17 protein-coding genes are annotated in these 18889 nt (G+C 67.9%); 11 read left to right on the plus strand and 6 right to left on the minus strand.

The annotated features are described in order from the left end of the window. Nucleotides 1-59: 59 nt before the first annotated feature. The 9 genes from LPB142_RS12525 to LPB142_RS12565 all read left to right on the plus strand — a co-directional run bounded on the left by LPB142_RS12525 (nucleotide 60) and on the right by LPB142_RS12565 (nucleotide 9932). Nucleotides 60-2207, plus strand: a complete 2148-nt coding sequence (locus tag LPB142_RS12525; RefSeq protein WP_083392687.1) for a NosR/NirI family protein — start codon at nucleotides 60-62, stop codon at nucleotides 2205-2207. After that, nucleotides 2204-3424, plus strand: coding sequence for an NnrS family protein (locus tag LPB142_RS12530; protein ID WP_071166585.1), 1221 nt, complete (start codon nucleotides 2204-2206; stop codon nucleotides 3422-3424). Before LPB142_RS12525 ends, LPB142_RS12530 begins: the two co-directional genes overlap by 4 nt. A 6-nt stretch (nucleotides 3425-3430) precedes the next feature. Further along, the gene (locus LPB142_RS12535) at nucleotides 3431-4327 is read left to right on the plus strand and encodes an FAD:protein FMN transferase (RefSeq protein WP_071166586.1); all 897 of its coding nucleotides are present in this window, start codon (nucleotides 3431-3433) and stop codon (nucleotides 4325-4327) included. Nucleotides 4328-4434: 107 nt separating this feature from the next. Further along, entirely contained in the window at nucleotides 4435-4890 is a 456-nt protein-coding gene (locus LPB142_RS12540; RefSeq protein ID WP_068765726.1) for a c-type cytochrome, read from the plus strand. 18 nt (nucleotides 4891-4908) lie between these two features. Further along, nucleotides 4909-6306: a cbb3-type cytochrome c oxidase subunit I gene (locus LPB142_RS12545; RefSeq protein ID WP_068765725.1), complete on the plus strand. Its 1398-nt coding sequence runs from the start codon at nucleotides 4909-4911 to the stop codon at nucleotides 6304-6306. Nucleotides 6307-6329: 23 nt separating this feature from the next. Continuing rightward, nucleotides 6330-7139, plus strand: a complete 810-nt coding sequence (locus tag LPB142_RS12550) for a CbbQ/NirQ/NorQ/GpvN family protein (RefSeq protein ID WP_071166587.1) — start codon at nucleotides 6330-6332, stop codon at nucleotides 7137-7139. 8 nt (nucleotides 7140-7147) lie between these two features. After that, entirely contained in the window at nucleotides 7148-9091 is a 1944-nt protein-coding gene (locus tag LPB142_RS12555; RefSeq protein ID WP_071166588.1) for a nitric oxide reductase activation protein NorD, read from the plus strand. Beyond that, nucleotides 9088-9651, plus strand: a complete 564-nt coding sequence (locus LPB142_RS12560; RefSeq protein ID WP_071166589.1) for a cytochrome c oxidase subunit 3 — start codon at nucleotides 9088-9090, stop codon at nucleotides 9649-9651. Before LPB142_RS12555 ends, LPB142_RS12560 begins: the two co-directional genes overlap by 4 nt. A gap of 2 nt (nucleotides 9652-9653) precedes the next feature. Continuing rightward, a complete protein-coding gene (locus LPB142_RS12565) occupies nucleotides 9654-9932 on the plus strand; it encodes a hypothetical protein (protein WP_071166590.1) in 279 nt (92 codons plus the stop codon). A gap of 23 nt (nucleotides 9933-9955) precedes the next feature. Here the strand turns inward: LPB142_RS12565 and LPB142_RS12570 are convergent, their stop codons facing one another. Further along, nucleotides 9956-11611: a GMC family oxidoreductase gene (locus LPB142_RS12570; RefSeq protein WP_071166591.1), complete on the minus strand. Its 1656-nt coding sequence runs from the start codon at nucleotides 11609-11611 to the stop codon at nucleotides 9956-9958. A gap of 222 nt (nucleotides 11612-11833) precedes the next feature. Between LPB142_RS12570 and LPB142_RS12575 the strand changes: the two genes are divergently transcribed. After that, entirely contained in the window at nucleotides 11834-12754 is a 921-nt protein-coding gene (locus LPB142_RS12575) for a LysR family transcriptional regulator (RefSeq protein WP_068765719.1), read from the plus strand. A 203-nt stretch (nucleotides 12755-12957) separates the two neighbouring features. After that, nucleotides 12958-13164: a cold-shock protein gene (locus LPB142_RS12580; protein ID WP_068765718.1), complete on the plus strand. Its 207-nt coding sequence runs from the start codon at nucleotides 12958-12960 to the stop codon at nucleotides 13162-13164. Nucleotides 13165-13318: 154 nt separating this feature from the next. Here LPB142_RS12580 and LPB142_RS19110 read toward each other — a convergent pair whose 3' ends face one another. From LPB142_RS19110 to LPB142_RS12605, 5 genes are all read right to left on the minus strand, one after another. Continuing rightward, nucleotides 13319-13828, minus strand: coding sequence for a hypothetical protein (locus tag LPB142_RS19110; protein ID WP_156894379.1), 510 nt, complete (start codon nucleotides 13826-13828; stop codon nucleotides 13319-13321). A gap of 15 nt (nucleotides 13829-13843) precedes the next feature. Beyond that, on the minus strand, nucleotides 13844-14608 hold the full coding sequence (istB, locus tag LPB142_RS12590; RefSeq protein ID WP_071165181.1) for an IS21-like element helper ATPase IstB: 765 nt from the start codon (nucleotides 14606-14608) through the stop codon (nucleotides 13844-13846). Continuing rightward, on the minus strand, nucleotides 14605-16092 hold the full coding sequence (gene istA, locus LPB142_RS12595) for an IS21 family transposase (RefSeq protein ID WP_071165182.1): 1488 nt from the start codon (nucleotides 16090-16092) through the stop codon (nucleotides 14605-14607). Before istA ends, istB begins: the two co-directional genes overlap by 4 nt. Nucleotides 16093-16178: 86 nt before the next feature. Continuing rightward, nucleotides 16179-16856, minus strand: coding sequence for a MaoC/PaaZ C-terminal domain-containing protein (locus LPB142_RS12600; protein ID WP_083392774.1), 678 nt, complete (start codon nucleotides 16854-16856; stop codon nucleotides 16179-16181). A gap of 4 nt (nucleotides 16857-16860) precedes the next feature. Further along, nucleotides 16861-18534: a PHA/PHB synthase family protein gene (locus tag LPB142_RS12605; protein ID WP_036700994.1), complete on the minus strand. Its 1674-nt coding sequence runs from the start codon at nucleotides 18532-18534 to the stop codon at nucleotides 16861-16863. Between the last annotated feature and the right edge of the window lie 355 nt (nucleotides 18535-18889).

Below are 18889 nucleotides of genomic sequence, written 5' to 3' on the forward strand. Positions count from 1 at the left end.
CACAACCGGGCGGCGAATGTCCGATGCGGGCCGGTTGCTGGCCCGGACGGACCCCCGCGATGGTGCAATCGACCCCCTCTCCAGCCCGCCCCCGCGTCGGGCGCCCGGCCCGGGCCTGCGCGCGGGCGCGCGCGGCGCTGCTTGCGGCGCTGATCGGGGCGCTGCTGCTCTCCCCGGCGGCGCCTGCCCGCGCGGAGAGCTTCTCGGCGGGCGGGGTGGTCTCGGCCCGAGCCATCGCCCCCGCCGCCCCCGACCCCGCGACCGGCGCCGCGCTCTTTGGCCAAAGCGCGCCGGTGCGCCTTGAGCGGCTCGAGGACGGCGTGCCGGGCTGGGCCGCGCGCGACGGCGCCGGCGCGCTTTTGGGCTATCTCGGCTCGAGCTGGGAGCTTGCGGGTTCGGTCGGCTATTCGGGGCGCCCGCTCGATGTGCTGGTGGCGATCACCCCGCAGGCCAAAATCGCCGGCGCGCGGCTGATGCGCCATTCGGAGCCGGTGCTGACGCTCGGCATCTCCGAGGCCGATATCGCGCGCTTCGTGCAGGGGTTCGCCGGCCTCGAGCTCACCGCCCCGCGCGAGGCCCTCCTCGACCCCGCCGCGGGCGCCCCCGATGTGATCGCGCGCGCCACCGTCTCGACCGGGGTGATCCGCGACGGCATTTTGCGCAGCGCGCGCACGCTGGCGATCGGGCGCGGGCTGATCGGCGCGGGCGGCGGCATCGACCGGCTGAGCTATACCCCCACCGATTGGCCGGGGCTCCTCGCGATGGGCGCGCTCGCCGAGGCCCATGTCACGATGACCGAGGCCGCCACCGCGCTCGGCCGCGCGGCGGTGCCGGTGCCGCCCGGGCCCGGGCCCTTTCTCGACCTCTGGGCCGGGCTGATCGACACCCCCACCGTCGGGCAGAACCTGCTCGGCCAACAGATGTTTACCCAGGCGGTGGGCGCGCTCGGCCCGGGCGAAAGCGCGCTGATCGTGATCTCGGCGGGCGTGCAGTCGCCGCGCGGCACCGAGTGGAAACGCACGGGCCTCTTCGAGCGCATCACCGTGGTGCAAGGCGCGCGCCGCCACAGCCCGCGCGCCGAGGATTTTCTGCTGATCAAGAAACTCGCCATCGCCGGCGCGCCCTATGCCAAGGAAATCTCGGTGTTCCGGCTGCCCGCGGGCGCGGTGGACCCCGCCCGGCCCTTCCGCCTCGAGATCACCGCGCGCCGCGCCGCCGCCACCGGCGCCCCGGCCGAGATGGTGATCGGCGCCGACTATACCCTGCCCGCGGCCTTCCGCCTCGCCCCCCCGCCCGAGCCCGAGCCGCTCTGGCGCGAGATCTGGCGCGAAAAGCGCCCCCAGACCGCCTTCACCGCCGCGATGCTGGGCGCGCTGACGCTGATCCTCTTCGCGCAGGACTGGATCGTGCGCCGCCCGCGGCTCTGGGCGCGGCTGCGCGCGGGCTTTCTCGCGACCACGCTTTTCGGGCTCGGCTGGGGGCTCAACGGCCAGCTCTCGGTGGTGCAGGTGATGGCCTTCGTGCAATCGCTGCTGAGCGGGTTCCGCTGGGAGACCTTCCTGATCGAGCCGGTGATCTTCCTGCTCTGGGCCTTCGTGGCGCTGGGGCTCTTGTTCTGGGGGCGCGGGGTCTATTGCGGCTGGCTGTGCCCCTTCGGCGCGCTGCAGGAGCTCACCAACGCCGCCGCCCGGCGCCTCGGCGTCAAGCAGATCGCGGTGCCGCAGGCGCTCCATGAGCGGCTCTGGGTGATCAAATACACGCTCTTCGTCGCGATTCTGGCGCTCGGCTTCTATTCGATGCAGGACGCGCTGCGGCTGGCCGAGGTCGAGCCCTTCAAGACCGCGATCTCGCTGCGCTTCGCGCGCGCCTGGCCGTTCGGGCTCTTCGTGCTGGCGCTCCTCGGCGCGGGGCTCTTCATCGAGCGGTTCTATTGCCGCTACCTGTGCCCGCTCGGCGCGGGCCTCGCGATCCCGGCGAAGCTGAAGATCTTCGACTGGCTCAAGCGCCGCCCCCAATGCGGGCGCGAATGTCGGCTCTGCGAGCCCGCCTGCACGGTCGGCGCGATCGACCCGCTCGGGCGGATCAACCCCAATGAATGCGTGCTCTGCCTGCGCTGTCAGGTGATCTACAACGACCCAGGCACCTGCACGGTGCTCAAGCGCCGCGCCCGCGCGCCCGTTCCCACGCCCCCCGGAGACCCGACATGACCCTCCTCAACCGCCTCTTCGGCGAAGGCTTTCGCATCTTCTTTCTCGCCGCGGCGGGCTTCGGGCTCGTCGCGGCGCTCTGGTGGGGGCTGTGGCTGGCCAATCTGGCGCCGCTGCCGCCCACCGCGGCCGCGCCGATCACGCTGCATGGCCATGAGATGATCTTCGGCTATGGCGCCGCGGCGATCGGCGGGTTTTTCCTCACCGCGGTGCCGAACTGGACCGGCGCGCCCGCCGCGCGTTCTCTCTTCATCGCGGCGGTGGCGGGGCTCTGGCTGGCCGGGCGCGGCGCGAGCGCGCTCTCGGCCGAGCTGCCGCCGGGGCTCGTGGCGGCGGCCAGTCTCGCCTTCCTGCCGGTGCTCGGCGCGAAACTCCTCGCCCAGCTTCTCAAACGGCCAAAGCCGCAGAACCTGATGTTTCTGGGGCTGATCGCGCTGATGGCGGGGGGCGAGGCGCTGGTTCAGGCCGAGTGGCTCGGGCTCGGCTGGGGCGATGCGGGGCGCGGGCTGCGGGTCGGGCTTTACGCGATCTGCGCGATGATCGCGGTGCTCGGCGGGCGGGTGACGCCGGCCTTCACCCGCAACGCGATGCTGCGCGAGGGGGTGGAGACCGGCCTGCCGGTCTCGCGCCGCCCCCTCGAGGCCGCGGGCATTGCCGCCGCGATCGGGGTGGCGGCCGCCACGCTTCTGGCGCTGCCCGCGCCGGTGACGGGGGCGATGGCGCTTCTCGCGGGGGCGGCGCAAGGGGCGCGGCTTGTCGGCTGGCGCAGCCGCTGGGCCCTGCGCCAGCCGATCCTCTGGGCGCTGCATCTGGGCTGGGCGCTGCTCGGGCTGGGCTATCTCGCGACGGGGCTTGCGGAATTTGGCCTCGGCGACGGGTTCGGGGCGCTGCATCTGCTCGGCATCGGCGCGGTCGGCACCATGACGCTTGCGGTGATGAGCCGCGCGAGCCTTGGCCACACCGGGCGCGCGCTGGTCGCGCCGCGGCCGGTGGTCTGGGCCTATGGGCTGGTCGCGGCGGCGGCGGCGGCGCGCTGGCTCGCCGGGGCGGTGCCCGCCGCGCATGAGCCCCTCACGCTCGTCACCGCGGCGCTCTGGTGCGCGGCGATGGCGCTCTTTCTGGCCGCCCTCGGGCCGGTGCTGCTCGGGCCGCGCGCGGTGGCGCGCGCGCCGGTCGGCCCGCCGCCGGGCGCGCGCCGCCCCGCTGTCGCAAAGTAGACGACCATGCTCACCCGCCGCCGTTTCCTCGCGCTGAGCGCCTGCGCAACCGCCCTGCCCGGCCGCGCCGCGCCCCCCGTCGCGCCCCCCGTCGCGCGCTGGCGCGGGGTGGCGATGGGCTCGGTCGCCACGCTCACGCTGAGCGGGCTCGACGATCATGCCGCGCGCCCGATCTTTGCCCGCGTCGACGCCGAGCTCGCCCGGATCGAGGCGCGCTTCTCGCTGCACCGCGATTCGGCGCTGACCCGGCTCAACCGCGATGGCCGCCTCGCCTGGCCGGGCGCCGAGATCCTTGAGCTCTTCAGCCTCGCGGACGCGGTCCATGCCGCGACGGGCGGCGCCTTCGACCCGAGCGTGCAACCGCTCTGGCGCGCCATCGCCGAGGGCCGCGACCCGGGGCCTGCGCGCGCGGCGCTCGGCTGGGCGGGCGTCGAGGTCTCGGCGCGCGAGATCCGCCTCGCGCGGCCGGGGATGGCGCTGACCTTCAACGGCATCGCCCAGGGCCATGCCGCCGACCGGATCGCGGCGCTCTTGCGCGGCGCGGGGCTTCGCGATGTGCTGATCGACATGGGCGAGATCGTGGCGGCGGGCGCGCGCCCGGGCGGCGGGCCGTGGCGCGCGCAGATCGCGGGCCCCGCGGGCGAGGCGATCGGCGCGCAGGATCTGCGCGACACGGCGCTCGCCACCTCGGCGCCCATGGGCACCCGCATCGGCCCGGCGGGCACCGCGCCCCATATCCTCGACCCGCAGGGCGGCGCGCCGCGCTGGCGCCTCGCCGCGGTGGCCGCGCCGCGCGCGGCCCTTGCCGATGCGCTCTCGACCGCGGCCTGCGTGATGGACCGCCCCGCGATCGCGGCGGCGCTCGCCGCCTTCCCCGGCGCGCGGCTCGTGGCGCTTGCCTGAGGCAATTCCTGACAACTTTACCCACGGTTGACTTTCGTTAAGGCGTTTCGCCCCCCATCCCGGCGAAGTGAGCCCCACGATCAACCGCTCCGAAAAGGAGAGCGCATATGCGCGAAGTCATGACCAAGAGCATGGCCCGTAACATTTTCTACGGTGGCTCGCTGTTCTTCATCATCATCTTCCTGGGTCTTTCGGCCCAAAGCCACCTCTACATCAAGAGCACCTCGACCAACGAGGCCACGCTCACCGCCTCGGTCGTTCAGGGCAAGAAGATCTGGGAGGAAAACGCCTGTATCGATTGCCACACGATCCTCGGCGAGGGCGCCTATTACGCGCCCGAGCTTGGCAATGTCATGAAACGCTGGGGCATCGAGCCCGAGGACCATGCCGGCGCCAAGGACACGCTCAAGGCCTGGATGGACGCGATGCCCTCGGGCATCGAAGGCCGCCGCCAGATGCCGCAGTTCAACCTCACCGACGAGCAATATCAGGCCCTCGCCGATTTCCTGCTGTGGACCGGCACGATCGATACGCAGGGCTGGCCGCCCAATGACGCGGGCTGAGGGCAAGGAGCAAGGGACATGAAATACCAGACCCAGAAAATCGCGCTGATCTACATGGTCACGGCGCTGATCCTCTTCGCGGTGCAGGTCAGCGTCGGGCTGATCCTCGGCTATATCTACATCGAGCCGAATTTCCTCTCCGAGCTTCTGCCGTTCAACGTGCTGCGGATGTTGCACACCAATTCGCTGATCGTGTGGCTGATCACCGGCTTCTTCGGCGCGGCCTATTTCCTCGTGCCCGAGGAAAGCGAACGCGAGATCCATTCGCCGATGCTGGCCTATATCCAGCTCGCGATCCTCGTGCTCGGCACCGCGGGCGTGGTCGTGACCTATGTCTTCGACCTCTTCCATGGCAATTTCTTCCTCGGCAAGGAGGGGCGCGAGTTCCTCGAACAGCCGATGTGGGTGAAGGCCGGCATCGTCGTCGCGGCGCTGATCTTCCTCTACAACGTCACGCTGACCGTGCTCAAAGGCCGCAAGACCGCGATCACCAATATCCTGCTGATCGGGCTTTGGGGGCTGGCGCTGCTCTTCCTCTTCGCCTTCTACAACCCCTCGAACCTCGCGCTCGACAAGGAATACTGGTGGTATGTCGTGCACCTGTGGGTGGAGGGCGTGTGGGAGCTGATCATGGCCTCGATCCTGGCCTATCTGATGCTCAAGCTCACCGGCGTCGACCGTGAGGTCGTCGAGAAATGGCTCTACATCATCGTGGCGCTGTCGCTCTTTTCGGGGATCCTCGGCACCGGACACCATTACTACTGGATCGGCATGCCCGCCTATTGGCAGTGGATCGGCTCGATCTTCTCCTCGCTCGAGGTGATCCCGTTCTTCGCGATGATGGCTTTCGCCTTCGTGATGGTCTGGAAGGGCCGGCGCGATCACCCCAACAAGGCGGCGCTCCTGTGGTCGCTCGGCTGCGCGACGCTGGCCTTCTTCGGCGCAGGCGTCTGGGGCTTTCTCCATACGCTCCATGGCGTGAACTTCTACACCCATGGCACCCAGATCACCGCCTCGCACGGGCACCTGGCCTTCTACGGCGCCTATGTCTGCCTCAACCTCGCGATCTTCACCTATGCGATGCCGATGCTGAAGGGCCGTGACCCCTATAACCAGGTGCTCAACATGGCCTCGTTCTGGCTGATGTCGGGGGGCGTGGTGTTCATGACCTTCACGCTGACCTTCGCGGGCACGGTGCAGACCCACCTGCAACGCGTGATGGGGATGAACTTCATGGATGTGCAAGATCAGCTCTGGATCTTCTACGCGATGCGCTTCGGCTCGGGCGTGGCGGTGGTGATCGGGGCGGTGCTCTTCATCTATGCGCTTCTCGCCGTGCGCAGCGAGGTGATCACCCCCGGGCCGCTGGAAAAGACCCGTCTGGCCCAGGACCCTGACCATATCGCGGCCGAATGACCGCCCGACCAGGAGATCAGGACATGAACGCGCAACCCAAAACCCTGGAGGGGGCGGCATCAGCCCCCTTCTACCTGCCTCAGGGCGATGAATGCGAGATTTTCGCCGCCGCCGCGGGCGCCGATCTGCCGGTGCTGCTCAAGGGCCCGACCGGGGTCGGCAAGACCCGCTTCGTCGCCCATATGGCCGCCCGCCTCGGCCGGCCGCTCTATACCGTCGCCTGCCATGACGACCTCTGCGCCGCCGATCTGATCGGGCGCTATCTGCTCAAGGGCGGCGAGACGGCTTGGGTCGATGGCCCGCTCACCCGCGCGGTGCGCGAAGGCGCGATCTGTTACCTCGACGAGGTGGTCGAGGCGCGCAAGGACGTGACCGTCGTGCTGCACCCGCTCACCGATGACCGCCGGATCCTGCCGATCGACCGCACCGGCGAGGAGATCGAGGCGGCGCCGGGCTTTCTGCTCGTGGCCTCCTACAACCCGGGCTATCAGAATATCCTCAAGACCCTGAAACCCTCGACCCGGCAGCGCTTCGTCGCGATGGAGTTCGATTTCCCCGCCCCCGCCCATGAGATCCATGTGGTGGCGCGCGAATCCGGCCTCACCGAGGACCGGGTGCAACCGCTCGTGCGCCTTGCGGGCAAGCTGCGTGCGCTCAAGGGCCAGGATCTCGAGGAAGGCGTCTCGACGCGGCTTGTCGTCTATGCCGCGACGCTGATCGCGCGGGGGATGCCGGTCGCGCGCGCGATCGAGGTGGCGATGATCGAGCCGCTGTCGGATGATGAAGATGTCAAACGCGGGCTCCGCGATCTCGTCACGGCCATATTCGGGTGAGGCCGGCCGTGACGAAGATCGACTTCGAGCCATGGGAACCCGAAGAAAGCGTCGGGAAACTGTGGCACGCCCTTGCCAGCCGTCTGGACGCCCCCGCGGCGTATGATGGAGCTCGTGTCGACCTCTCCGAGGTCGGCGGGCGGCTGGCAGTCCTTTTTCGCGCGCTCGGCGGCGCGGCCTCGGTCGAGATCCGGCCCGTCGTCGAGGAGGTCAGCCGCCACCGGCTCGGCCTGTTGCGCCGGCTCGGCCATGAGGCCGAGCGCGCGCCCCGCGCCTCGTTTGACGGCGCGGCGCTGCGCCTGCCCGGGGCGCTGGCGCTCTTTCCCGCGCGCGAGGCCAATGGCGCGGCCTATCTGTGGCTGACCGCCCAGGCCGCCACCGCGCCGCCCCCCACCGACCTGCCCGAAGACCCGCTGCAAGCCGATCTCGCCCGTATCGCGCGCGCCCGTGCGCTGGCGGGCGCGACGCTGGCCGAGGCGCCGGGGCTGCGCAGCCTTCACGCCGATCTGTGCGCCGTGCTCGCCGCGCTGCGCCCGCGCGCCGATCTGCCCGCGGTCGAGGCCGCGATCGAGGCGCTGATCCGGGCCGAGCTGGGCGACCCCGCCCCCCTGCCCGCGCTCGCCAAGGACTATGCCCGCCGTCTGGCTGAGGGCGATTTCGCCGATCTGCGCGCGCCGCGCGGCTATTGCCCGGCGCGGCCGGTGGCGCTCTGGCTCGATCTGCGCGCGCCCGGGGTTTCGGCGCCGAGCGAGGTCGAGACCCGCACCACCGAAGGCCCCCCCGAAGAGGGCAAGGGCCGCGAGATGCACCGCGCGCGCCGCCACCGCGCCGATCAGGCCGAGCGCAAGGACAGCTTCATCCTCCACAAATTCGAGGCGATCCTGAGCTGGGCGGAGTTTCTCAACCTCAACCGCCGGATCGAGGACGACGACACCGAGGCGGCCAAAAAGGCCGCCGACGATCAGGAGGAGATCGGCCTCGGCCAGGTCTCGAAAGCGCCCGCGACGCGGCTCAAGCTGCATCTCGACCTCGCGCCCGAGGATGCCGACCGCGAGGCGCGCTCGGGGCGTTTCACCTACCCCGAATGGGACGTGCGCGGGGGCGTCTATCTGCCGGCGCATTGCGTGGTGCTGGCCTCCGATGTGGCGCCGGGCGCGGCCGTGCCGGGGTTTCGCACCGACCCGCAGGCGCAGCGCCGGATCCGCGCCGTGCGCCGCCAGTTCGAGGCGCTGCGCCCCGGCCGGGTCACGACCTCGGGCCATCTCGACGGCGAGGAGCTCGACCTCGAGGCGACGGTGCGCGCCGCGGCCGATCTGCGCGCCAGCGGCACCGCGAGCGAGCGGATCTGGCGCCAGAGCCGGCCCTTGAAACGCGATCTGGCGGTCTCGTGCCTGCTCGATGTCTCGCGCTCGACCGAGAGCGCGGTCGCCGGGCGGGCGGTGATCGAGATCGAACAGGAGGCGCTCGCCGCGCTCGCCTGGGGGCTCGAGGCCTGCGGTGATGATTTTGCGATCAACGCCTTTTCCTCGCTCAAGCGCGAGCGGGTCTATCTGCTCAACTGCAAGCGCTTCGGCGAGCCGATGAGCGCCACCGTCGAGGCGCGGATCGCGGCGCTCAAACCGGGCTTCTACACCCGCCTCGGCGCCGCCATCCGCCACGCGAGCGCCGATCTCGCGCAGCAATCGCGCAAACGGCGGCTCTTACTCGTGATCACCGATGGCAAGCCCAACGACCTCGACCATTACGAGGGCCGCCACGGTATCGAGGACAGCCGGATGGCGGTGCTCGAGGCGCGGCGGGCGGGCGCGGCGGTGCATGGCATCACCATCGACCGCGAGGGCAAGGCGTGGTTTGCGCGCATCTTCGGGCGCGGCGGGTTCTCGGTGATCCCCCATGCCGACCGGCTGACGGCGGCGCTGCCCGAGATCTACCGCCATCTGGTGGGCGCATGAGCACGCCCGCCGCCCCGGAGCCCTCCCCGCTCGATCAGCTTCCGGGCGATCTGATGATGTGGGTGCTGATCGTCTCGGAGCTTTTGGTCTTCGGGGCGGGGCTCGCGGCGGTGCTGGGCATGCGCGTGCTCGACCCGGCGGGCTTTGCCGCGGCGCAAGACCATCTCCATCGCGCGCTGGCGGGGGTGAATACGCTCGTGCTGGTCAGCTCGGGCTATCTCGCGGCGCGGGCGGTGCGCCTGGCCGAGGCCGCCCGGCCCCGGGCCGCGCGGGCGCGCCTTGCGGGCGCCGCCGCGCTCGGGGCGGTGTTTCTGGCGATCAAGGCGGTCGAATATGGCGACAATGCCGCCGCCGGGATCGGGCTGACCTCGGGCGGGTTCTTCACCTTCTACTACCTGCTGACCGGCTTTCACGCGGCCCATGTGCTCGCCGGGATCGTGATCCTCGGCCTCGTGGGCGCACGCGCCGAGCCCCGCGCGCTCGAGGTGGGCGCGGCGTTTTGGCATATGGTCGATCTGGTCTGGGTGCTGCTCTTTCCGGTCCTCTATCTCTTGAGGTGAACATGCGCCTGCCCCCTGACCCGCTCCTGCGCGCCTGGGTGGCGCTGATCGCGCTCTCGCTCGGCTCCACGGTGATCGCGGCGCTCGTCGCGCGCGGCGGGCTTTCGGACGCGGCCACCACCGGCGCGGGGGCGGTGATCCTCGCCCTTGCCTGGGCGAAGGCGCGGGTGATCCTCGATCGCTACCTCGGGCTCGCGGCCGCGCCGTTCTGGCGGCGCGGCTTTTCGATCGTGCTCGGCCTTTACGGGGCGGGGCTGCTGACGCTCTACCTGCTCGGCTGACCGCCTGCCCCCGCCGCGCCCGCTCAGACCCCGCCCCGGATCCAGCGCGCCGCCTTCTCCGCGATCATCAGCACCGGCGCATTGGTGTTGCCGCTGGTGATCTCGGGCATGATCGAGGCATCGACCACGCGCAGCCCGCGCACCCCGCGCACCCGCAGATGGCTGTCGACGACCGCGAGCGGGTCCTCCGCCCGGCCCATCTTCGCGGTGCCCACCGGGTGAAAGATCGTGGTCGCGATATCGCCCGCAAGGCGCGCGAGCTCCGCGTCGCTCTGGATCTCGGGGCCGGGCTTCCATTCCTCGGGGCGGTATTTCGCCAAGGCCGGCTGCGCCAGGATCGCGCGCACCTGGCGCAGGCTTTGCACCGCGATCGCGCGGTCTTCCTCGGTGGAGAGGTAGTTCGGCGCGATCTCGGGCGGCTGCTCGGCGTGCGGCGCGCGGATCCGCACATGGCCTCGGCTCGTCGGGTTGAGGTTGCACACGCTCGCGGTGACCGCGGGGAAGCGGTGCAGCCCCTCGCCAAAGGCGTCGAGGCTGAGCGGCTGGACGTGATATTCGAGATTGGCATGGGGCCGGTCGGGCGCCGAGCGGGTGAAGGCGCCCAGCTGGCTTGGCGCCATGCTCATCGGCCCGCTGCGGCTGAGCGCATAGCGCAGCCCGATCCGCGCCCGGCCGAGCCAGCTGTTGGCGAGCGTGTTGAGCGTGCGCGCGCCCTGCACCTTGTAGATCGCGCGGATCTGCAAATGGTCTTGCAGGTTCGCCCCCACCCCCGGCGCATCGAGACAGGGCGTGATGCCGAGCGCCTTGAGATGCGCGGCCGGGCCGATGCCGGAGAGTTGCAGGATCTGCGGCGAGCCGATCGCGCCGGCGGACAAGATCACCTCGCGCGCCGCGCGCAGGCTCAGCTGCGCGCCACCGCGCCGCACGATCGCCCCGGTGCAGCGGCGCGCGCCGTCCGGGTCGGTCTCGAGGCTCAGCCGCTCGACCTGCGCCTCGGTCCAGACCGTCAGATTGCGCCGCCCCCGCACCGGGCGCAAGAACGCCTTGGCCGTGTTCCAGCGCCAGCCCGCTTTCTGATTGACCTCGAAATAGCCCACGCCGCTGTTGTCGCCGGCGTTGAAATCCTCCGTCGGCGCGATCCCCGCCTCGACCATCGCCTTGGCAACATCGTCGAGGATCTCCCAGCGCAGCCGCTGCTTCTCGACGCGCCACTCGCCGCCATGGCCATGCAGCGCGGCAAAGCGCCCCCCCGCGCCCGCCTGCGCCCCGGCATCGAGGCGGTAATGATCCTCATGGGCGATGAAATCGGGCAGCGCATTTTGCCAGCTCCAGGCCTCATCCCCCACCGCCTGCGCCCAGCCGTCATAATCGCGCGCCTGGCCGCGCATGTAGATCATGCCGTTGATCGAGGAACAGCCGCCGAGCGTCTTGCCGCGCGGATAGCGCAGCGCGCGGCCGTTGAGCCCGGCCTCGGGCGCGGTCTGATAGAGCCAGTCGGTGCGCGGATTGCCGATGCAATAGAGATAGCCGACGGGGATATGGATCCAGGGGTAGCGGTCGGATTTGCCCGCCTCGAGCAGCAAGACCCGCGTCGCGGGGTCCTGGCTCAGACGGTTGGCGAGCAGGCAGCCGGCCGAGCCGGCCCCGATGATGATATAATCAAAGCTCTCAGTCGTCATCGCACGCCCCCCCGACAAACGGCCCGCCCGGCGGCGCCCCGCAGGCGCCGCGCGCCCCGAGACCCTGGCGCCCCGCGGCCCGAACAGGCTGAATTTGCGATGAAATGCTGGTCACTCCCTGCGGGCATCCTGTCCTCCCTGATGGTCCCGAGACAGGGATACCGGCAGGGCGGGCGAGATTTCCAATGACTTGTGATGCGAGTCATTATAAGCTCGGCTTATATGCGAACCCCCATCGACCTGCGCAGCCTGCACGCCTTTGTCACCGTCGCCCGCGAGAGCAATGTCTCACGCGCGGCCGAAGCGCTGCACCTCACCCAGCCCGCGATCAGCCTGCAACTCAAGCGCCTCGCGACCGAGACCGGGCTGACGCTCTTCCACCGCACCTCGAAGGGGGTCGAGCTGACCCGCGACGGCGCGGCGCTGCTGGTCAAGGCCGAGCAGGTTCTCGCCGCGCTCGAGGATTTCCGGCAAACCGCGCATCGGATGACCGGCACGGTGCGCGGCGCGCTGCGCGTGGGCACGGTGATCGACCCCGATTTCATCCGGCTGGGGCAATTTCTGAGCGCCATGGCGCAGGCGGCGCCGGAGCTCAGAACCCAGCTCGCCCATGGGATGAGCGGCGACGTGCCGGTGCGGCTCGCGCGCGGCGAGATCGATCTGGGCTATTTTCTCGGCGATCTGGACGAGGAGACCGCCGCTCCGGGCGCCGCGCCCCAGTTCCACCACCGCGCCCTCACCCGGTTCCGATATCGGGTGATCGCGCCCGCGGGCTGGGAGCAACGCACCGCCGGGCGGGATTGGAAAGCGCTCGCCGAGCTGCCCTGGATCGGCACGCCGCCGGCCTCGGTGCATCATCGGCTGCTCAACAGATTGTTTTCCGGCCTCGGCGTCACCCAAAATCAGGTCGCCGTGGTGGATCAGGAGCCCTCGATGCTCGCGATGGTGCGCTCGGGCGGCGGGCTCAGCCTGTGCCGCGAATCGGTCGCGCTGAATGAAAAGCAGATCCACGGCCTCGTCGTTGTCGAGGACGCCGCGCTCGAGGTGACGCTCGGCCTCGTCACGCTGGCGAGCCGCAAGGGCGAACCCGCGATCGAGCTCGGCTTCGATGTGATCCGCAAGATCTGGAACCTGGGCGCCTGACATACGGCCCGGGCCCCACCGCCATGAATTCCGCAAGGCGCGCGTCTTTTCCTTTGTGAACCGCGGCGAAATCGTGTAAAGGGGGGAGGCTACGTTGCTTCTATCTGCACCTGTCTCCTTTTCTGGCTTCAGTCTGCCTTTTCGAACTGACCAAGCCAGGCCGCCGTATTCCGCGGGCGGCATTCATCAAAGGAGATCTCACGATGGCCAACGGCACCGTGAAATGGTTCAACGCTACCAAAGGCTTCGGCTTCATCCAACCGCAGAGCGGCGGCAAGGACATCTTCGTCCATATCTCGGCCCTCGAACGCGCAGGCATCTCGCATCTCAATGACGGCCAAGCCGTCACCTATGAGCTCGAGACCGGCCGCGACGGGCGCGAATCCGCCCGCGATCTGAAGATCGCCTGATCGGTTCGATCTGGATCCGGCCGCCAAGGCCGGATCACCCCGCCGCGGTCCGCCCTTGCCCCCGACCGCGCGTGAGAGACCGCCGCACCACCCGGCCCTCCGACTAGCCCCGGCAAGCCCCTTCCCCGAACAGCCCCCAAGACAACGCCCGCGCTCAAGGCCGAGCCTTTGCAACGTCACCTTGCGCCATGCGCAAGAGACGGCGGCCCGCGATCCATTTTCCTTTGTTGCGTGCGGCGTCGAGCGCATCGAGCGCCGGCGCGACCTCATCGAGGGTGCGGGCCTCGATCAGCGCATTGGGGCGGGCAAACAGGCTCGCCTGCGCGCCCTGCGGGCCCTGATCAAAACGAACGTCCACTGTCGCGCCCCTGAACTGGTTTTCTCGGCGAGCCTGATCTCTAGAGGCAAACGGCTCCGGGCTCAATCCTGCGCGGGTGTGGCGGTTTTCGCTTTTGTGTGTGTTGAATGCGCAAAGCCGCCCTTGGGCGGCATTTATATTGGTTGCGGGGGTAGGTGTCAACGGCGGAGTAAAATTGGGCCACGGGGCGGCGCAAAATTGGGCCACTTTGGGTTTGCGCGAGACGCGGCTGATGGGCGGCGGCCAGTCAGCCGCGCTCTCCATATAGCTTGCGGGTGACTGGCCGCCTTGGACCGTCAGGTCCAAGTCTGATACTTTGGATCAGGTGTTGTCGCCGGTCTTGCGCGCGCGACTTTGCGCGAGGCGATAGCTTTCGCCGTTCATCTCGAGGATGTTGACGTGGTGGGTCAACCGGTCGAGGAGCGCGCCGGTCAGCCGCTCGGTGCCGAAGGTCTCGGTCCATTCATCGAAGGGCAGATTGCTGGTGATCAGCGTGGCACCGCGCTCGTAGCGCTGGGAGATCATCTCAAAAAGCAGCTCGGCGCCGGTCTTTGACAGGGGCACGAACCCGAGCTCGTCGATGATCAGCAGCTTGACGGCAGCCATCTGCTTCTGGACGCGCAGCAGCCGACGTTCGTCTCGCGCCTCCATCAGCTCGTTGACCAGCGCGGCGGCGGTGGTGAAGCTGACAGACATGCCCTTCTGGCAGGCCGCCAACCCGAGGCCCAAGGCAATGTGGGTCTTGCCGGTTCCGCTGGGGCCAAGGGCGATCACGTTCTCACGCCGTTCGATCCATTCGCAGCGCGCCAGTTCCAGCACCTGCATCTTGTTCAGCTTCGGGATCGCCTTGAAGTCGAAGCTGTCGAGGCTTTTGGTGGCCGGGAACTTCGCAGCCTTGATGCGGCGCTCGACCATCCGCCGCTCGCGGTCAATGAGTTCCAGTTCAACGAGGCGCGACAGGAATTGGACATGGTCCAACCCTTCGGCGGCGCATTGGCGCGCAACCTTCTCGTGTTCCCGCAGGAAGGTGGGCAGCTTCAGCGTCTTCAGATGGTGGGCAAGCAGGATCTTCGGAGCCTCGCTCATTCCGCCGCCTCCGACATCAAGGCCATGTAGCTGGCCGCACGCGTCGTCTCGACGTTCGCCCGCGGCAGGTAGGGGTAGACATCGAGATCAAGCCTTGGGGGGCGCTTCTCGACCTGGCAAAGCACGAGGTGCTTCACGGCGTCAAAGCCGACCGCGCCCAGCTTCAGGGCCTTCTTCACGGCGGCATGCAGGTCATCCATGCCAAAGGTCTCAAGCAGCCGCAGCACCTGCACATACTCGCGGCGCCCCATCTTGAGCATGCGCGCCTCCATCAGGCGGCGCAAAGTCTGGAACTCTTCGGGCAGGTCCCATTCCGCCAGAGGCGCAGCCTGGTCCAAGGCATTGATCTTGCGCTCGATCAGCGGGAGGTAGTGAACCGGGTCGAAGATCATGTCCTCGCGATCGTAACAGCGCGGGTGTCGGGCGATCACCTCCCCGCGACAGCCGATCACGACCTCATCGACATAGCCGCGGATCCAGACATCCTGATGGCCATAGGCGACCGGGACCGAGTAATCGTTGGTGTCATAGCGCACGAGCGACTGCGAGCTGACCCTGCCGCTCGCTTGGTCGCAGGCGTCGAACGGGGCAGTAGGCAATGGGCGCATCGCCGCCAGATCGCGCTGCAGCCTCTCGCCGATCGTCTCCTTGTGACCCCGAAGAATGCGCGTGAGGCGTGCGCAGCACTGCCCTTCAAGGTCGGCGTTGAAGGCGTCCCAACTGGCAAAGTGGGGGATCGGCACCATGTGGTTGCGGCGGGCGTAGCCGACCATCCCCTCGACAGCGCCCTTGTCGTTCCCCTTCCCGGGCCGACCATAGCGATCCCGAAACAGGTAATGCGACTGCAAGCCGCTGAACAGCGTGGCGCGGATGCGCGTGCCATCTGGCTGGATCTTCGAGACCAGGCAGCGGTCGTTATCGTAGAGCACCGACTGCGGCACCCCGCCGAAGAAGGCAAAGGCGCGGACATGCCCGTCTATCCAGGCCTCCGCCGTCGCCGCCGGATAGGCCCGGACGAAATAGGCATCGCTGTGCGGCAGGTCGATGACAAAGAAATGCGCCTTCTGCTCGACACCGGCGATGACGACGACCGCTTCGCCAAAATCGGCCTGAGCATGGCCCGGCGGATGGGCCAGTGGCACGAACATCTCCCGTGTCCGCCGCTCACGCTCACGCACGTAATCCTTGACGATCGTATAGCCGCCGGTGAAGCCATGCTCGGCCTGAAGCCGTTCCCATATCCGCTTGGCCGTATGACGCTGCTTGCGATGCACCGCCTTGTCGGCTTCAAGCCAGGCGTCAATGAACTCGGTGAACCCGTCCAGCTTCGGCCGCCTGATCGGCTTGTCCCGCCGGTAGCCAGGCGGCACCGAGAAGGCCAACATCTTCTCAACCGTCCCGCGCGAAATGTTGAAATGCTTCGCCGCCGCCCGCGCGCTCATGCCCTCGGCACACGCCAAGCGAACCTTCTTGTAAAGTTCCACGGTATAAATCTCCCCACCCTCCCTGCTGCCGCAAGAAGGGAAAAGTGGCAGGATTTTACTCCGCCCGCAGCGAGACGATCCCGCCGCTACCGTGGCCTAATTTTGCACCGCCGTTTCCAGATCTTTGCGGCGGGGCCAATCAGGATCGGATCAAGCAAACCCTCGTCGCGGACCTCAACCGCCCCCAGGATCGCGGATTTCGAACAGGGATGCACCACCGCCGCCCTGACCGGCGGCAGCGCGCGGGCCTCTTCGACAAAGCCCTGCCAGCGCCCTTTCGGCAAGATCACCGCCTCGGGGAGGTTTCCTGGTACCCAGGTCAGTTGCTCAAGCGGTGCCAGCACCAGCGCCTCGCCCGAAAGCACCACCTCGCCCAGTTGATTGCGGGCGGTGGTCGCAAGGCGGACACGGTTCTTGCCTTCGATCAACTCGATCACTTCAACCTCGGCAGTCACGGTGTCGCCGGGAGAGACCGGCTTTTGAAAGCGAACCTGCTGGTCTAGATAGATAGTTCCCGGCCCGGGCAGGCGGGTGCCCAGCACCGCCGAGATCAGTGCCGCTGTCCACATGCCATGGATCACCACATGGCCAAAAGGCCCATGCGCGGCGAAGTTGGCATCCAGATGGGCTGGGTTCGCATCGCCGGAAACGGCGGCGAACAGCTCGATATCCTCGGGGCCGACATGACGGCTGAGACTGGCGTGGTCGCCGATTTTCATCTGATGAAACAGGTGGTTGGTGAGGCTCTGGGCAGGGGCGTTCATCATATCACCTTTGAAAGACGTAAGTGCCGGGTGCATCTTCCAGCGCCTTTCCCATGGCGGGCGGCGCGGCGGGTGCAGAGGAATGCGCGGCCAGCCAGGCCTGCCACGGTGTCCACCAGGAGCCCTCCGTTGTGGAGTTGGCGTCAGCCCAGGTTTCCGGCGGCAAAAGTGCATCCCCATGGGTTCGGGTGGCCAGCCGGTAACGGCGGCGCGGATGGCCGGGTGGCGAGACGATGCCGGCATTATGTCCGCCCGATGTCAGCGCGAAGGTCACATCGCAATCAGTAAACTGGTGGATCTTATAGACCGATTTCCACGGTGCGACGTGATCGCGTTCGGTTCCGACCGCAAAAGCCGGTACGCGGATATTCTGCAGCAGCACCGTCTTGCCCCCCGCAGCGAAACGGCCTGAGGAAAGCTCGTTCTCGAGATAAAGCTTACGCAGATACTCGGCATGCATGCGGTAAGGCATGCGGGTGCTGTCGGCGTTCCAGGCCATGAGATCATTCATCGCCGTCCGCTCGCCCATCAGGTAATCATGCACCATCCGCGACCAGATGAGGTCATTCGACCGCAACAGTTGAAACGCCCCGGCCATCTGATCGGCGGAAAGATAACCCCGGTTCCACATCATGCTTTCAAGGAAATGTAGCTGGCTCGGATCGATGAACAGCGCAAGTTCCCCAGGCTCGGTGAAATCCACCTGAGCGGCGAGCAGCGTCAGCGAGGCGAGGCGGTCATCGCCCTCGCCGGCCATCGCGGCTGCCGCAATCGACAAGAGCGTGCCGCCCAGGCAGTAGCCGGTGGCATGGATCTTCTGGTCGGGCACCAGGCGGCTGATTTCATCCAGCGCTGCCATCGTCCCTTGTAGCCGGTAATCTTCCAACGTCAGATCACGGTCTTCCGCGCCGGGATTGCGCCAAGAGATCGCAAAAACCGTATGGCCCTGGGCCACCAGCCAGCGGATCAGGGAATTCTCGGGGCTCAGGTCGAGGATGTAATATTTCATGATCCAGGCCGGGATGATCAGTACCGGCTCAGGATGCACGGTTTCGGTCACGGGCGCGTATTGGATCAGCTCGATCAGATGATTGCGGAAGATCACCTTGCCCGGCGTCACCGCCACATCGCGGCCCGGCGTAAAAGCTTCGACCCCTTCGGGCGGTTCCTGACTGATCTGGCGGGTCGCGTCCTGCAGCCAGTTCTGCCAGCCCTTCACCAGGTTCATGCCGCCCGTGGACCAGGTCCGTGCCAATACTTCGGGATTGGTGAATGGGTTGTTCGAGGGGGAAAACACGTCGAGCATCTGCTTCGCGGCAAAGGACACCACATCCTCGTGGTGTTTCGTGACGCCGGGTACCTCATGGGTGACGTTATGCAGCCATTGCTGTTGCAGCAGAAATGCCTGCGACATCCAGCTGAATGGCGGTTTTGCCCAGGCTTCATCTGCGAAACGGCGGTCCCCGGGCAAAGGCGTGATGACCGGGACGGCCTCTGGGTCCATCGCGGAAGACATGAGATGCGCCAACAGACGCTGCCATTTGCGCCCCGCCTTGACGCCGAGTTCCATCCGTTTGCCAGGTGCCTGGGCCAGATGAAAGATCCAGTCCGACCAGGCCAGCATCAACGAGCCCGGCGAGATGCCGCCGCTCAGTTGGGCTGAAAGCGCCTCGCGGATGCGATCAACCGCGTGAAAGGCCCAATCCCAAGGTTTTCACCGGCCTGGGCCGGGGAAGCACCCGGTAGGTCTGATTTCGGCGGAAGTGCCATGCCGCGTCTCCACTTTGTTGTGTGAGGCTAACACATGATGATCAACGTGCGTTGATCGAGATCAATAAATGTGAGGTTTGTTTTTCGCGCGTTCATTGTGTGCAAGTCCTTATCCAGGAGGCAAAGAAAAATGAGCTGTCAAGCCACTGAAATAACCGCCGCAGGTCCGACAAGGGATCCGCTGAACCTGCTCCGGCAGATGCCTGACGCTGTGAGAAAAAACGCGCACCTCACCCCCCCGGATATGATAGGAGAGTTTTAGC

Source organism: Rhodobacter xanthinilyticus (assembly GCF_001856665.1).
Classification (GTDB): Bacteria; Pseudomonadota; Alphaproteobacteria; order Rhodobacterales; family Rhodobacteraceae; genus Rhodobacter; species Rhodobacter xanthinilyticus.